Annotated in this window: 10 protein-coding genes; 4 read left to right on the plus strand and 6 right to left on the minus strand. The window is 73.2% G+C overall.

The features are described 5' to 3' along the window. Positions 1 to 13: 13 nt before the first annotated feature. The 5 genes from I2501_RS01455 to I2501_RS01475 form a co-directional block, all read right to left on the minus strand. The gene (locus I2501_RS01455) at positions 14 to 991 is read right to left on the minus strand and encodes an alpha/beta hydrolase (RefSeq protein ID WP_196191894.1); all 978 of its coding nucleotides are present in this window, start codon (positions 989 to 991) and stop codon (positions 14 to 16) included. A gap of 159 nt (positions 992 to 1150) precedes the next feature. Next, the gene (locus tag I2501_RS40450) at positions 1151 to 2140 is read right to left on the minus strand and encodes a helix-turn-helix domain-containing protein (protein ID WP_328806149.1); all 990 of its coding nucleotides are present in this window, start codon (positions 2138 to 2140) and stop codon (positions 1151 to 1153) included. Between the two features lie 43 nt (positions 2141 to 2183). Continuing rightward, entirely contained in the window at positions 2184 to 3287 is a 1104-nt protein-coding gene (locus tag I2501_RS01465; protein ID WP_196191895.1) for an AraC-like ligand-binding domain-containing protein, read from the minus strand. 154 nt (positions 3288 to 3441) lie between these two features. Further along, positions 3442 to 4431 (minus strand): alpha/beta hydrolase, encoded by a 990-nt coding sequence (locus tag I2501_RS01470; protein WP_328806150.1) that lies wholly within the window; start codon positions 4429 to 4431, stop codon positions 3442 to 3444. A 120-nt stretch (positions 4432 to 4551) separates the two neighbouring features. Beyond that, positions 4552 to 7395, minus strand: coding sequence for a helix-turn-helix transcriptional regulator (locus I2501_RS01475; RefSeq protein WP_196191896.1), 2844 nt, complete (start codon positions 7393 to 7395; stop codon positions 4552 to 4554). A 287-nt stretch (positions 7396 to 7682) separates the two neighbouring features. On the opposite strand from I2501_RS01475, the gene I2501_RS40455 reads away from it, so the two are divergent. Together I2501_RS40455 and I2501_RS01485 are read left to right on the plus strand one after the other, a co-directional pair. Next, positions 7683 to 10508 carry a helix-turn-helix transcriptional regulator gene (locus I2501_RS40455; protein ID WP_196191897.1) on the plus strand — a complete coding sequence of 942 codons (2826 nt, stop codon included), beginning with the start codon at positions 7683 to 7685 and terminating at the stop codon, positions 10506 to 10508. Positions 10509 to 10688: 180 nt separating this feature from the next. After that, positions 10689 to 11615 (plus strand): VOC family protein, encoded by a 927-nt coding sequence (locus I2501_RS01485; RefSeq protein ID WP_196191898.1) that lies wholly within the window; start codon positions 10689 to 10691, stop codon positions 11613 to 11615. Positions 11616 to 11688: 73 nt separating this feature from the next. Here the strand turns inward: I2501_RS01485 and I2501_RS01490 are convergent, their stop codons facing one another. After that, a complete protein-coding gene (locus tag I2501_RS01490) occupies positions 11689 to 13431 on the minus strand; it encodes a pyruvate dehydrogenase (protein WP_196191899.1) in 1743 nt (580 codons plus the stop codon). Positions 13432 to 13708: 277 nt separating this feature from the next. On the opposite strand from I2501_RS01490, the gene I2501_RS01495 reads away from it, so the two are divergent. Next, the gene (locus I2501_RS01495; RefSeq protein WP_196191900.1) at positions 13709 to 13966 is read left to right on the plus strand and encodes a hypothetical protein; all 258 of its coding nucleotides are present in this window, start codon (positions 13709 to 13711) and stop codon (positions 13964 to 13966) included. 125 nt (positions 13967 to 14091) lie between these two features. Continuing rightward, on the plus strand, positions 14092 to 15561 hold the full coding sequence (locus I2501_RS01500; protein WP_196191901.1) for a catalase: 1470 nt from the start codon (positions 14092 to 14094) through the stop codon (positions 15559 to 15561). Positions 15562 to 15663 lie beyond the last annotated feature (102 nt).

A 15663-nucleotide genomic window follows, 5' to 3' on the forward strand; every position in this document is an offset into this window, starting at 1 on the left:
TTCTCTTGACAGGTCAGGCCTGGTGGAGTGCGTCGCGCAGGGTGCGGACCGCCATCGTGATCGCGCCCTGGGCGGCGTGGGTGGGGCGCAGGGCGTTGAGCATGACGAAGTCGTGGATGATGCCCTGGAAGCGGACGGCGGTGACGGGCACGCCGGCCTGGCGGAGCTTGTTGGCGTAGGCCTCGCCCTCGTCGCGCAGGACGTCGGCCTCGCCGGTGATGACGAGCGCGGGCGGCAGGTCCGCGAGCTGGTCGAGGGTGGCGCGCAGCGGGGAGGCGGTGATCTCGGCGCGCTGCTTCTCGTCGGTGGTGTACTGGTCCCAGAACCACTGCATTCCGTCGCGGCGCAGGAAGTAGCCCTCGGCGAACTGGTGGTAGGACGGCGTGTCGAAGCTGGCGTCGGTGACCGGGTAGAAGAGCACCTGCTGGACCAGCGGGACGCCGCCGCGCTCCTTGGCTATCAGGGTCAGGGCGGCGGTCATGTTGCCGCCGACGCTGTCGCCCGCCACCGCGATGCGGGTGGCGTCCAGGCCCTTGCTCGCGCCGTCGGTGACGACCCAGCGGGCAGCGGTCCAGTTCTGCTCGATCGCGACCGGGTAGCGCACCTCGGGGGAGAGGTCGTACTCGGGGAAGACCACGGCGGCGTTCGCGCCGACGGCCAGCTCGCGGACCAGGCGGTCGTGGGTGTGCGCGTTGCCGAACACCCAGCCGGCACCGTGGATGTAGATGATGACGGGCAGGGTGCCGGTGGCGCCCGCGGGCTTGACGATCCGGACCTTGACCGAGCCGGTCGGCCCGCCGGCCACGGTGATCCACTCCTCGTCCACCGCCGGCTTGGCGATCTCGCCGGACTGGACCTCGTCGACGGCCTTGCGACCGTCGGCCGGGGCGAGGTCGAAGAGGTACGGCGGGTTCGCCGTCGCCTCGACGAACTCCTGCGCCTGGGGCTCCAGGACCGGTCGTGCACCGTAAGTGTTCGTGCTGTCAGCCATGGTGTGCTCCTTCGAAAGTGAGGTGCTGTCGAGTGCTCAGGCTAGGAAAGGCCGAGTAAAGGTGGTTGCCTGACTGCGCACCCACTGTGCGCAGTCCGTGCATCCTGTTCACGAAAAAGCCCCAGGACACGGCGTGACGCCACAACGGGAGACCGCCTGTCACGCTCCGTGACCCTGCTCGGAGTGCGCAGCGGCCCGCGCCTGGGTGCGCCATTGGACGGGGGATATCCCGTAGGTCTCGCGGAAGGCCCGGCTGAAGTGGGAGGCGCTGGTGAACCCCCACCGCGCCGCGACGGCCGAGACCTCCCGCCGCAGCGCGTCGGGGCGGGCCAGCTCGCGGCGTGCGGCGTCCAGGCGGCGGCTGCGGATCCACCGGCCGACGGTGGTGCCCTGACGCTGGAACAGTTGGTGGAGGTAGCGCAGCGAGACGCCGTTCTGGTCGGCGATCGCCTGTGGGCCGAGGTCGGGATCGCCGAGTGTGGACTCGATGGAGTCGGTGATCCGGTCGAAGAGGGACTGCGTGGCAGGTCGCGCGTCGGCGACCAGACGACTGGCGCAGTCCGCGGCCAGCGTGGCGACCAGTTCCGCGGCGGACCGCGCGAGCCGGTCCTGGACCGACGGCACCACACCCGTGATCGCCCTGCCGATGTTGGCCAGCATCGGCAGCAGCAGTTCGCACGCGCCGCCCGCGGACCGGTCGACGGGCGTCGCCGTCAATGCGCGCACGGCCTGTTCATCGAGGCCGAGCAGCGGCCTGGGCACCACGAAGGTGCGGGCGCGCTGCGGCCCCGGGCCGGGCAGTGTGATCTTGAAGGGCCGTTCCAGATCCAGGAACGTGAGCGAGCCGGGTGAGAGTTCGGTCACCCGGCCGTCCTGCGACACCCGGGCGGCGCCGGCGAGTTGGAGCCGGGCCAGGACGTGGCGGCGTGGATCGGCCGCTGCGGCCTGGGGGTTGCGCAGGACCGTTCCCGGCCCGGACGTCTCGTCGATCATGTCCAGAAAGCCGAGACGACGGGTGGCCAGGGACGCGGTCCAGGAGGCCGGTTCGGGGACCTTCACCTCGACCCGGGCCAGGGAGCGCGACAGGGCCTGTTGCCACACGCGCACGCGCTCCCGCCCTTCGTCCGGTCCGTCGGGCAGTGCAGTCACGACGCGTCTTCCTCCGTCGTTCGGTGGGTCGGTGATCAGTGGTTCAGCAGCTCAGTGGTTGAGCGAACGGGTGGTTCAGTGGTTCGGCGATGTGGTGGATCGGCGGTCCGGCGGCCGTCCGTGGGGAGGCGGTCCGGTCGCGTTCCTGCCGCAGCCAGTCCGTGGGGGAGAGCCCGTAGGCGCTGCGGAACGCACGGCTCAGCTGCGCGCCGCTGGTGAACCCCCACCGCCGGGCGATCCGCGCCACGCCGAGGGTGTCGGCGGGTGCGGCGAGCAGCGCCCTGCGGCACTCCTGGAGCCGGACGTCCCGCACCCACTGGCCGAGCGTCCGGCCCTGGCCTTCGAAGAGCCGGTGCAGGTAGCGCACCGAGATCCCGTGGGCCCTGGCGATGACCGGCGGCGACAGCTCCGGGTCCGAGAGGTTCCAGCGGATGTACCGCTGCACGCGGAGCAGCATCACCCGCTCCGCGCCCGGCAGTTCGTCGGTGCGGCGGCCCAGCCGGTCGGCGGCGGCCGCGGCGAGCAGATCCGTGGCGCCGCGCGCGAGACTCTCCGCGGTGGGGGTCGCGTAGGAGTCCCAGGTGTCGGCCAGCCGGGCCAGGAACGGCGAGACCAGTCCGCCGAGCGGATCGCTCTGGCGCAGCGGTCGGCCGACCAGCTCCGGCAGGTCGCCCTCGGACTCGCAGAGCAGGCGGCGCGGCACGGAGAAGATCTTCAGCTGGAAGGGGTCGGGGAACCGGGTCCGGAACGGGCGGACGGTCTCGAAGAAGCCGACATCACCCGCCCGCAACTCCATGGTCCGGCCGGCCTGCTCGACCTGGGCCACGCCGGTGCACTGGAGGCCGACGAAGATCTCCCCGCCGTCGCCCCTGGCGATGAAACGCGGCGCCCGGTACACCTCCCCGGGGTCGCACTCGACCGTGGTGATCCGCAGGCCGCCGACCACGCCGGTCCGCATGCTGGCGTCGTAGGTGCCGCTCTCGGTCCGGATGTCCATGCCGACGAGGGTGTCGAGCACGGCGTCCTGCCAGAACTCCAGGCTCTCGTGCTCAGGGACCGAACGGGTGGTCAGGAAGTGACTGCGCGTTCCCGACGTAGGGAGTCGTTCGCCGCGGTCTTCCTCGACCGGGGAGATCGTTGCTGGCATGGTGCCAGCCTGCCGGTGCCGGGCATCCCGGCGCATGAGTCAGTCGACTGGTCTCTGCCGACTCAGACATTCCTACAGCCCTGGTGACGACGGGTCAGGAGGAGACGGGGCAGGAGGAGACGGGGCAGGAGGAGACGGGGCAGGAGAGGACGGGTCAGCAGAGGCGGGCGCGCAGGAACGCGCTCCCGTGCTCCACCGCCGCCAGCGACGGCGGGCTGTCGCGCAGGGCGTTCAGGGCGACGAAGTCGTGGACGGTGCCGAGGAAGCGCACGGCGGTGGCCTCGACGCCCGCCTCGCGCAGGCGTGCGGCGTACTGCTCGCCCTCGTCCCGGGCGACGTCCGCCTCGGCCGTGACGACCAGCGCCGGTGGCAGCCCGCGCAGGAGCTCGTCGGTCGCGCGCGAGGGGGAGGCGGTGGCCAGGGCGTGCTTGTCGGGGGAGCCCAGGTACTCCTCCCAGTAGTGGCGCAGGGCCGCGCTGGTCAGCAGGTAGCCGGTGCTGAAGCGGCGGTGCGACTCGCTGTCGCAACGGGCGTCGGTGAGCGGGTAGTAGAGCAGCTGGGCCCGGAGCCGGGGGCCGCCGCGCTCGTGGGCGAGCATGGTGACGGCCGTCGCCAACGTCGCGCCGGCGCAGTCGCCCGCGACGGCCGTCCGGTCCGCGCGCAGGCCCAGCTCGTCCGCGTTCTCGACCGCCCAGGTGAGCAGCGCGTAGCACTCCTCCAGGGCCACCGGATAGCGGGCCTCCGGGGTGCGGCTGTACTCGGGGACCAGGGCCACGGCCCCGGTGCGCCGGACGAGTTCGGTGATCAGGCGGGCGTGCGTGTGCGCGTCGCCCAGCATCCAGCGGCCGCCGTGGACGTAGAGCAGTATCGGGCGGGGAGTGGTCACCCCGACCGGGCGGAAGGTCCAGTAGCCGACCAGCCCCGAGGGCCTCACGGGGGCCACCCGGAACGCCGTCTCCACGTCGCAGTCCTCGACGCGGTCGTCGCCCTGGGCCTCCAGCAGCGCCTGCCGTCCGGCGACCGGACCCAGGTCGTCGAGGCCCGGCGGTGTCGCCGAGGCGGCGACGAGTCGCGCCACGACGGGGTCGAGCGCGATGGTCGATCGCGAGCACGCGTCGTCGTCGGCCGGGACGTCAGGCTCCACCCTGCCGCACCTCTCGCTCGATCTCTCCGGGGTCACCGCCTCGGGTTCCCCACGTGTGACGGCACTGACGGCACCGTACCGTGCCCCGTGGCGTGCGCGCACGCCCCCGGCGGATACCGCCTAGCAGCCCTGGAGCAGGTCGCGGAGCTGGTGGCGGCGGGTGACGCCGAGTTTCGGGAAGACGTTGTACAGGTGTGTACCCACCGTACGTGGTGAGAGGAAGAGCTGTTCGGCGATTTCACGATTCGAGAGGCCCTCGGCAGCCATGCGGACGATCTGTTGCTGTTGGACGGTCAGCTCGGCCAACGCCGCCCCGGTGGGCGCCGTCCCGGGGGCGGCGGACGGGGCCACCCCGCTGGCGCGCAGCTCCTGGCGGATCCAGGTGGCGACGCATGCGGCGTCCAGCGGCTCGACCAGTTCCAGCGCGGCGGCCAGCTGCTGCCGCGCCTCGCTGGGACGGCGGGCCCGGCGCAGCCAGATCGCGTAGCTCAGACGCGCCTGGGCGCGTTCGAGCGGCCAGCGTTCGCCCGCCGCGTTGACCAGCGCGAGCCGGAAGTGGTGCTCCGCGTCGGTCCCCGGGTCCACCAGGGCCGCGGCGTGGTGCATGAGCAGCGTCATCCGGGTGGTCGGCCGCTCGCCCTGCGCGTCCCGTACCCGGTCCAGGATCCGCGCGGCCTCCTCGACCTGCCCGGCCCGCAGGCCCGCGAGGGCGAGGTCGGCGATGCACCGTGGCGAGTGGAACGGGTGCAGCGGCGCGCCGTCCTCGTCGAAGAGCGTGCGCAGCCGTCGGAAGGCGTCGGCCCAGTCGCCCTGCGCGAGTGCGACCAGGGCGTCGGCCCGTACCAGGCGGGCCCGGGTGGCGGCGTTCTCCGGAAGGTCGATCCAGGGCAGCTGCCGGGCGGGCGGGGTGACGCTGTCGGCCTGGCCGCGCAGGGCGCGCAGCGCGGTGCGGAACGCCGTGAGGTCGGCCAGCAGCCGCGGCAGGCGCAGCAGCGTGGCCTTGTCCTCCGCCTCGTTCAGCAGGGCGTCGGCCTCCACCCACCGGCCGGTCGCCAGCAGCGTGTCCAGCAGCGGGGCCAGGTACCGGGCTCGCCGGCCGAAGGCCCGGCGGGAGCTGAACAGCAGGTCGGCTACGCGGAGTTGCTCCAGGCAGAGTTCTGGTTCGTCCGCGAGGTGGGCGACCGAGGCCGAGGCGACCCACTCCGCGAGCCGGGCCGGCTCGGCCAGCGGATCGCCGAGGCGCGCGACGTCGAGCCGCCGCAGGCTCCGCCGGGCGGCGCAGGGGCCGTGCGACACGGCCCGGGCGAAGGCGATCAGGGGGTCCGGCGCGGCCGCACCGGACGCGGCGGCGTCGGCGACGCGGGCCTGCTCGGCGCGGGCGACCAGCCGGGCCAGACGGTCGCGGTGCTCGACGAGTGCGGACTGCTCTGCGACCGCTGCGGCTGCCGCTGCCAACTCCGCTGCGGCGTGGGCGTCCTGCGGCGGGCACTGCTCGGCCGTGCGTTCCAGGAGGCCGAAGGCCTCGCGTTGGCGGCCGGTCAACGACAGCGCCTCGGCCGCCGCCAGGGCCGCCTCGTGCCGGAGCCTGGGGTCGGCGTCGAGACCGCCGAACCGGGTGTGCAGCTCGCGCACCCAGTCGGGGTCGCCGACCGCCAGGGCCGAGGAGAGGCTCCGCGCCAGGCAGGCGGCGCGGTCCTGCGGCGAGGTGCTGAGCCGGGCGGCGTCCTCCAGGGCGCGGGCCGCCGTGAAGTCGTCGGCGGACGTGCGGGCCGCCTCCAGCAGGGCGCGGGCGACCGTCGGCTCCGGGCCGAGGGCAGCCGCCGCGAGGTGCAGCGCCCGGTCCAGGGGCCGCTCGGCGGCGAGTTCGGCAAGCGCCCGATGGGCCTGGTGCCGGACCACGGCCGACTCCGTGACCGCCGCCGCCACCTGGGCCATCGGGTGGCGGAAGACCACGCGGCCGTCGATCAGCGCGACGATCCCCGCCTCCTCGGCCGGGGCCCAGACGGCCAGGTCGGCGGTGCCCAGCGAGGCCATCACGGCAGCGCCGTCGTCGCCCGGCAGCGCCAGCGCGGCGTGGGCCAGGGCGCGCCGGGTCTCCTGCGGCAGCTGCCGCAGCGCCGCCTCGAACGTGCCGCCCAGGTGCCGCAGCCGCGGCGGACCGCCCAGCGTGACGGCCGGATCAGCGGCACCGGCGTGCAGGCGGCAGAGTTCGACCAGCGCGCCGGGGTTGCCGTGGGCCTGGTCCACGAGCTCCAGGCGGCCACGGCCGCTGGGCGCTCCGGGCAGGCGGTCGAGCAGCTCGGCCGAACCGCGCAGCGACAGCGGCATGACGTGCAGGAGCTCGACGTCGGTCGGCAGGTCGGCGAGGAGTGCGCCGTCGCGTGACGCGAGCAGGACCGAGAGTCGCCCGCCCGCGCCACGGGTCAGCGATCCGAGCAGCTCCAGGGTCGCCCGGTCGCACACGTGCGCGTCGTCGACCGTGGCCACCACCCCGGCGGTGCGGCCGAGCCCGTCGGGAGCGGCGATGCGGTCCAACAGGGCCGAGGCGCTCGACCGGACCGCCGCGGCGGACGGCGCGGGGGCATCGGTTCGGTGGCCGAGAACGGCGCGGAGCACGTCACGGTGGGGGTCGGCGAGCGCCTCGACGCGGTCGGTGACCGGGGCGAGCAGATGGCCCAGGCAGCCGAAGGTCTGCTGCCGCTCCGCGGACCACCCGCGGGCCGACAGCACCAGGCGGCCGGTCCCGGCCGCGTACGCGCCGGCCGCGTCGAGCAGCCGGGTCTTGCCGATGCCTTCCGCGCCGAGCAGGACCAACGCCGAGGGCGCGCCGGGCTCTTGGCGGACCGCGCTGCGGAGGCGTTCGAGCTCGGTGTCGCGTCCTACCGGTCCTGCGGGCGCACCCGCGTCGGCCGCGGGGGCGGTGGCACCTCGGGAAGATCCTGGGGCGCCCCAGGTCGTCTCCATAGATCGGCATCCTTGCATTCCGGACCGGCACAGCGCACGGTCGCGGGACTTCTCGGGCCTGTCGATCCTGCCTGGGATACAGCGGCGGCGCTTCTGTCAGATGACCAGTCCTCCGCCCCCGGCGGCAGAGGCGGTCGGGGACGGTTCACCGTGCGGATTCCCGGAGTTCATCATGGGTCGATCGTGTGTTCGCCTGCAAGGCTCGCCCCCGGCGCCGACCTGGCACCATGGGATGATCACACTCCGTGGACGAGGACGTCCGTGGGGGCGGAAGGGCAGGGAGCACTGTGGACACCAGCAGCGATCGGTCGGCCGCGCCGGCGATCCTCGGCCGCCCGTCCGAGCTGGCCCGGATCGGCGCTCTGCTCGACTCCGCCCACGGCGGCGCGGAACACGTCCTGGTCCTCACCGGCGAGCCCGGCGTGGGCAAGAGCACGCTGGTCGAGTGGGCCGCTGCGGAGGGTGACGCCCGAGGCCTGCGGGTGCTGCGCGTCCGGGGCAGCGAGGGGGAGTCCGGCCTGGCGCTCTCCGGCCTGCACCAGTTGCTGCGGCCGTTGCTCTCCGGACTCGACGCGCTGCCGGAGAGTCAACGGCAGGCGCTGCGCTGCGCGTTCGGCCTGTCCAGCGGACCCGAGGCGCCGGTCAACACGCTCCACCTGTGCGTCGGCGTGGTCACCCTGCTCACCGAGGCGGCCGCACGGCAGCCACTGTTGCTGCTGGTCGACGACGTCCAGTGGCTCGACCTCGGCTCGCTGGACATTCTGGCCTTCGTCGCGCGCCGGCTCGACGGCGAGCCCGCGGTCATGCTGCTCGCCTCCCGCGAGGAGGGCGTGCCGGCCCGGTTCGACCGCGACTTCCCGCACCTGGTGGCCGGGCCCCTGGACCGCGCCGACGCGGGACTGCTCCTCGACGCGCTGCCGAACTCGCCGACGGGACGCGCGCGTTCGCAGGTCCTCCAGGAGGCCGCGGGGAACCCGCTGGCGCTGATCGAGCTGTCCCGCGCCCTGGCCAAGCGCTCGGGAGATCCGGGGGGCGGCCAGTCCCTCACCGGCAGCACCCTCAACGGCCAGACCCTCAGCGGCCAGACCCTGCCGCTCACCCGCCGCCTGGAGAACCTGTTCGCCGCCGACCTGCCGGAGCTGCCCGAGGAGACCCGGTCCGCCCTGCTGCTCGTCGCCGCGTCCGGCTCGGCCCAGCTCGCCGACATCGTCAAGGCGGCGCGCGGCGAGGACGTGATCGGCGCGCTGCTCCCCGCCGAGAAGGTCGGGCTGCTGCGGATGGAGAGCGGGCAGGTGCTGCTGCGCCACCCGCTGGTGCGGTCGGCGGTCTACCAGGCGGCGTCGTTCGCGGAACGGCGTGCGGCGCACCTGGCCCTGGCGGAGGCGCTCGCCGACGAACCCGACCGCAGGGCCTGGCACCTGGCCGCAGCCGCGCCCGGCGAGGACGAGGAGGTGGCCGAGGCGCTCGCCTCCAGTGCCGAGCGCTCGCGCGGACGCGGCGGCCATGCCGCCGCCGCTGCCGCCCTGGAGCGGTCCGCGGAGCTCACCGCCGACCCAGCGACCCGCTCGCGGCGCCTGCTCGGAGCGGCGCAGTCGGCGATGTTTGCCGGGCACCCGCAGTGGGTGGGCGAGATCACCGCGCGCGTCCAGGGCCTGACCGACGATCCGGCGCTGCGGGCAGAGGCCCAGCTGATGGAGGGTTGGGCGCTCGGTGTGACGCTGCGTCACCAGGAGGCGCTGACGGCCCTGCTGTCCGTGGGCGAGTCCATGGCGACGGTCGCGCCGCCGCTGGCGCTCTCGGCCCTGGCGACGGGTGCGACGTCGGTCTACAACTCGGGCGACCCCTTCTACCGGACCGAGATGCGGCGCATCTACGGGCTGATCGACGAGCAGGGCAATCTGCCCGGTCACGCGTGGGTCCAGGCCACCGTCGGCGCTATGACGGAACGTCAGCAGGCGCACGAGGCGTTCCGGCAGGCCCTCGCCGTGATGTCCCAGGACTCGCTTTCCGACCTGACCGTGCTCGGCGGGACGGCGTGGATCCTGGACGAGACCGAGGAGGCCACCCGCATCCTCGGCCGCACCATGGACATCCTGCGTCGCGTCGGCACGGCGGGGACCAACGCCACCATCGCGCAGGCGCTGGCCTTCGCCCACACCGAGTCCGGGGCCTGGGCGTCGGCCCTGACCTGCGCCGAGGACGCCTACTGGATGGCCGCGGAGGCCGGGGTGGAGAACGTCACCCTGGGCTCGCTGGTCCTGCAGGCGACCATCGGCGCCTTCCGGGGCGACCACCAGGCCTCCTGCGCCCGCGCGGACGACGCGCTGTGCGGCATCGACCTGCGCAAGTCCCGCAGCCTCCAGGTGCGTTACCGCTACGCGCTCGGCATGGCCCACGTGGTCGAAGGGGACCACGAGTCGGCCTACGAGGAGCTCCGCAGCACCTTCAGCCGCGACTACGTGCCCGTCCCGGTCCACTACCACGCGTCGGTGTACTACCTGGCCGACCTCGCCGCCGCCGCGGTCCGGGTCGGACGGATCGACGACGCGCGTGTGGTGCTGGACGCGACCGTGCGCGGCCTCGGCCCCGACCGCTCGCCCCGGGTCCACGCCGTCGTGGAGCGCGCCACCGCCCTGCTGAGCGAGCCCGACGCGGCCGAGGAGCACTTCCTCGCGGCCGTCGCCGACCCGGCCGCTGCGGGCTGGGCCTTCGAACACGCGCTCACCCAGCTGGACTTCGGCGAGTGGCTGCGGCGTCGGCGGCGCACCGCCGAGGCGCGCCCCCGGCTCCAGCACGCCTTGGAGACCTTCCGCCGTCTCGACGCCCGCCCGTGGCTCGAACGCGCCGCCGCCGAGCTGCGCGTCGCCGGAGCATCCGTTCCGGCGGCAGTCGACACGGCCCCGACGGCGGACCTGACGGCGCAGGAGCTGCAGATCGCCGAGCTGGCCGCCCAGGGGCTGACCAACCGCGACATCGCCTCCCGGCTGTACCTCTCGCCGCGCACGGTCGGGTACCACCTGCACAAGATCTTCCCGAAGTTGGGGATCAAGACGCGGGCCCAGCTCAGGGACGCGCTCTCGACCCCGACGTCCCGAAGGGCCGACGTGGACTGACCGGCTGTCGTCCGGTGCGCCCTTCGCAGGGCGGCCGTGCGCTCCTGGGACAGTGCTCCGTGTACCGCGCGCATAGCGTCCAAGGGTTCACGCGCGCGCGGCACGCCGCGGGCCGACAACAGCCCTGCCCTCGTCCTCCGCGGCGAGCAGCGAGCGGGGCTTCCTGAGGAAGGTTCATCCATGAGGTGGCGCATCATCGTCCCCGCCGTCGTCTGCTCTGTCGCGGTCGGCTCACTGCTGGCCGGACCGGCGCAGGCGACGTCCGCCGGAGCTCCGGCCGCCAAGGCGACGGACCGTCAGATCGCGGTGGGGCCGCAGTACGACACCACCCACGTCTACGTGACGCCCGGCGAAGCCCAGGCCTTCGTCACCAGCTGGGAGAAGACCTTCGGCGGCACCAACACCAAGCCGGTGCTGACCGACGTGACCCCGACGCCCAGCAAGACCGTCTCGGAGCTGGTCCTGTCGCCGGTCGGCACGCTCTCCGTCTTCGACTACCAGACCCCGGCGCCCTACCCGTTCGGCGTGGAGCGCACCGGCTGGCTCACCACCGACCTGAACACGGCCGTCGACCAGGCCCTGAAGGACGGCGCCGACGTGCAGGTGTCGCCGTTCGACGACCCGATCGGCAAGGACGCCGTCATCGAGTTCCCCGGCGGGGTCCACACCCAGCTGTACTGGCACACCACCGCCCCGCACTACGCGCCGCTGGCGAGCGTGCCGGAGAACCGGGTCTACGTCTCGTCGTACGCGGTCTCGGATTTCTTGCGGTCCTACCTGCGCTTCACCCGCGGGCACGTCACCGCTGACCAGTGGCGCGCGGACGGCGCCGAGATCGGGATGCCGGGCACGACCTACCGCCGCATCGCGATCGACTCCCCGTTCGGGAAGACGGTGGTGATCGTCAACGACGGCCACCTGCCGTACCCCTTCGGGCGCGAGGAGACCGGCTACCAGGTGGCCGACCTGACCGCGACGCTGGCCAAGGCCCGTGCGGCGGGCGCGCAGGTGCTGTGGGGCCCGGTGACGGCCGGGGGCCGTGACAGCGCCGTCGTCCAGTTCCCCGGCGGGTACGTCGCCGAGATCCACGACACCGCACGGCGCTGAGGCATCCCGTCCGCTTCGTGAAACGGCCCGCCCTCGCACCGCCCGGAACGGGTGCGAGGGCGGGCCGTTCGCTTCACGGCCGGGGGATGTTGCGCAGGTTGGTGCGCGCGAGGTGGACCATCCGCCCGACGCCGCCGCTCAGCACGGTACGGCTCGCGGACAGGGCGAAGCCGGTGAGCTCCTCCGTGGTGATCTTCGGCGGGACGGCCAGCGCGGCGGGGTCGGTGACCACGTCGACCAGCGCGGGGCCGTCGTGCGCGAACGCCTCCCGCAGCGCGTCGCGGACCTGCGCCGGGTGCTCGACGCGGATGCCGCGCGCACCTGCGGCGGTGGCGATGGCGGCGAAGTCCGTGTGCCGGTACCCGGTGCCGTACGGGGTCAGGCCGTCGACCATCATCTCCAGGTCGACCATGCCGAGCGAGGAGTTGTTGAAGACCACCACCTTCACCGGCAGCTCGTACTGCACGAGCGTCAGGAAGTCGCCCATCAGCATGGAGAACCCGCCGTCGCCGGAGAGCGAGACCACCTGGCGTCCCCGGTCCAGGAACTGCGCGCCGATGGCCTGCGGCAGCGCGTTGGCCATCGAGCCGTGGACGAAGGAACCGAGGATCCGCCGCCGCCCGTTCGGCGTCAGGTAGCGGGCGCCCCAGACGCAGCACATGCCGGTGTCCATGGTGAAGACGGCGTCGTCCGCCGCCACCTCGTCGAGCACGGCGGCCACGTACTCGGGGTGGATCGGCGTGTGCTTCTCGACGTCGCTGGTGTACGCGCCGATCGCGCCCTCGAGGGCGTGCACGTGCTGCTTCAGCATCCGGTCGAGGAAGTGCCGCGAGGACTTGTCGCGGACCGCCGGGGTCAGGCCGCGGAGCGTCTCCCGCACGTCTCCCCAGACCGCCAGGTCCAACTGGGTTCGCCGGCCCAGGTGTTCGGGCTGGATGTCGACCTGGACGGTGCGCACGCCGCGCGGCAGGAAGTCGGTGTAGGGGAAGTCGGTGCCCAGGAGCAGCAGCAGGTCGCACTCGTGCATCGCCTGGTACGCCGCGCCGTATCCCAGCAGCCCGGACATGCCGACGTCGTACGGGTTGTCGTACTGGATGTGCTCCTTGCCGCGCAGTGCGTGGCCGACGGGAGCCTTCACCTTCTCCGCGAAGGCCAGCACCTCGGCGTGCGCGCCCTCGACGCCGCGCCCGCAGAAGACCGTCACCCGCTCCGCCTCGTCCACCAGCCGGATCAGACGCGCCAGTTCCTCGTCGCCGGGTCGGACGCTCGGACGGTCCAGCGGGATCGCGAGGTCCGCGCTCCGCTCCGGGGAGTCCTTGGCGGCGACGTCCCCGGGCAGCGCCACCACGGAGACGCCCCGGCGGCCCACCGCGTGCTGGATGGCGGTCTGCGCCACCCGCGGCATCTGCTTGGGCGAGGAGACCAGCTCGGAGTAGTGGCTGCACTCGGCGAAGAGCCGGTCCGGGTGGGTCTCCTGGAAGTAGCCGGTGCCGATCTCGCTGCTGGGGATCTGCGCGGCCAGGGCGATCACGGGGGCCATCGAGCGGTGCGCGTCGAACAGGCCGTTGATCAGGTGCAGGTTGCCCGGCCCGCAGGAACCCGCGCAGGCGGCCAGACGGCCCGTCAACTGCGCCTCGGCGCCTGCGGCGAAGGCGGCGACCTCCTCGTGCCGGACCTGGATCCACTCCAGCGCGTGGTGCCGCCGCACGGCGTCGACGACCGGGTTGAGGCTGTCGCCGACCACGCCGTACATGCGGCGCACACCCGCGCGGGCCAGCAGGTCGACGTACTGCTCGGCAACGGTCTGTTTCGCCATGACGCTCCTCGTGGGACTGAATCCGTGGGCCGAATTCGTCGGGCTGGTTCAGGGGCCGGGACCCGGGCGTGGTCCCGCGCCGCGGCCAGGCTAGAAGCGGGACGCCGCGACGCTTGCCCGGCCGCGCACGGCCTCGGGCCGGTCCGTGCACCCCGCCCCGTGGACCGGCGGTTCCCTGACGGCGCATAGGCCGTGCGTTCCGGGACAAACGGTGCCGTCGACCGGCTTCTACGCTGCGGCGCGGGAGCCCGTTCGTACGGCGACGGAGGAGAGAGCGATGACCGGTTCCGAACCGCACCCGGGCCTGGTGGAGCGGCTCAAGCGGCACCACGAGGACGCCGAGCAGCGCCGCGAGGAGGCGGAGATCGAGTCGGCCGTCGGCGCGGCCGGATTCGACCTGGGGTCCGACATCGGCCGCCCGCCCGCGACCGGCCACGGCCAGGCCGGCTACGACGTCGATGCGGACCTGGGCGTGGACGCGGGTGTGGACGCGGAGCCCGGGAGGGGGACGGACGGCGCACGGGACCAGGCGTGAGGACGAGCGACTGCTCACCGGGCGCGGCCGGTTCGTCGCGGAACCGAACACAGATCAACCGAACACAGATCAACCGAAGACCGAACACCGAGCGCGATCACGGTCATGCTCAGGAAAGGCGCACCATGGCAACGCAGAACGGGCGTCCGACGCTCACGACCGAGTCGGGCGCACCGGTCGCCGACAACCAGAACAGCGAGTCGGCGGGCCCCGGCGGTCCGCTGCTCGTCCAGGACCAGCAGCTTCTGGAGAAGCTGGCCCGGTTCAACCGCGAGCGGATCCCGGAGCGCGTCGTCCACGCGCGCGGCGCGGGCGCGTACGGCACGTTCACCGTCACCGGCGACGTGACGGCCTGGACCCGGGCCGACTTCCTCTCGGCGGTCGGCAAGCAGACCGAGGTCTTCGCGCGGTTCTCGACCGTCGCAGGCAACCTGGGGGCGGCCGACGCGGTGCGTGACCCGCGCGGGTTCGCGCTGAAGTTCTACACCGAGGAGGGCAACTACGACCTCGTCGGCAACAACACCCCGGTCTTCTTCATCAAGGACCCCAGCAAGTTCCCCGACTTCATCCACACCCAGAAGCGCGACCCGTACACCGGTTCGCAGGAGGCGGACAACGTCTGGGACTTCTGGGGTCTCAGCCCCGAGTCGACCCACCAGGTCACCTGGCTCTTCGGCGACCGCGGCATCCCGTCCTCCTACCGGCACATGAACGGCTACAGCTCCCACACCTACCAGTGGACCAACGAGGCGGGAGAGGCGTTCTGGGTCAAGTACCACTTCAAGACCGACCAGGGCATCGCCGGCCTCACCGCCCAGGAGGCCACCGCCCTGGCGGGGTTGGACCCCGACAGCCACCAGCGCGACCTGCGCGAGGCCATCGAGGGCGGCGAGTTCCCCAGCTGGACGGTCCAGGTGCAGGTCATGCCCGCCGCCGATGCGGCGGCCTACCGCTTCAACCCGTTCGACCTGACCAAGGTCTGGCCGCACGCGGACTATCCGCCGATCGAGATCGGCCGCCTGGAGCTGAACCGCAACCCGCGCAACGTCTTCGCCGAGGTCGAGCAGTCGGTCTTCTCCCCGGCGCACTTCGTGCCCGGCATCGGCCCGTCGCCGGACAAGATGCTCCAGGGACGGCTCTTCGCATACGGCGACGCGCACCGCTACCGCGTCGGCATCAACGCCGACCAGCTGCCCGTCAACCGCCCGCACGTCGCCGAGGCGCACACCTACGGGCGTGACGGTCACCTCTACGACGGACGCCACGCGGGCGCGAAGAACTACGAGCCGAACTCGGCCAACGGCCCCGTCCAGACCGGCCGTCCGCTCTGGGCCGCCACCGAGGTGTCCGGTCCGACCGGCGACCACGCCGCCCCGCTGCACCGCGAGGACGACGACTTCGCGCAGGCCGGAGACCTTTACCGGCTGATGACGGAGGTGGAGAAGGAGCGACTGGTCGACAACCTGGCCGGCTCCCTCGCCGCCGTCTCCGCCGGTCGCGGCGACATCGTCGAGCGGGCCGTCGGCAACTTCCGTCGTGCCGACGCGGATCTCGGCAGCCGCCTGGAGGCGGCGGTGAAGCAGCGCCGCGGCTGAGTCCGGCGCCCCGAACGGAGAAGGGGCCTCCCACGCGATCGCGCGGGAGGCCCCTTCTCGTCTTCACCGTCTTCCCCGGGGTGCCGGGGTGCCGGTGACTGT

It is taken from the genome of Streptacidiphilus fuscans, assembly GCF_015690355.1.
Taxonomy (GTDB): domain Bacteria; phylum Actinomycetota; class Actinomycetes; order Streptomycetales; family Streptomycetaceae; genus Streptacidiphilus; species Streptacidiphilus fuscans.

Bases quoted from the DNA above. Each gene is read 5' to 3' on its own strand.
- I2501_RS01500 (WP_196191901.1), top strand. From the start codon at position 14,092: ATGGCAACGCAGAACGGGCGTCCGACGCTCACGACCGAGTCGGGCGCA.
- I2501_RS01495 (WP_196191900.1), top strand. From the start codon at position 13,709: ATGACCGGTTCCGAACCGCACCCGGGCCTGGTGGAGCGGCTCAAGCGG.
- I2501_RS01475 (WP_196191896.1), bottom strand. From the start codon at position 7,395: ATGGAGACGACCTGGGGCGCCCCAGGATCTTCCCGAGGTGCCACCGCC.
- I2501_RS01465 (WP_196191895.1), bottom strand. From the start codon at position 3,287: ATGCCAGCAACGATCTCCCCGGTCGAGGAAGACCGCGGCGAACGACTC.
- I2501_RS01490 (WP_196191899.1), bottom strand. From the start codon at position 13,431: ATGGCGAAACAGACCGTTGCCGAGCAGTACGTCGACCTGCTGGCCCGC.
- I2501_RS01485 (WP_196191898.1), top strand. From the start codon at position 10,689: ATGAGGTGGCGCATCATCGTCCCCGCCGTCGTCTGCTCTGTCGCGGTC.
- I2501_RS01455 (WP_196191894.1), bottom strand. From the start codon at position 991: ATGGCTGACAGCACGAACACTTACGGTGCACGACCGGTCCTGGAGCCC.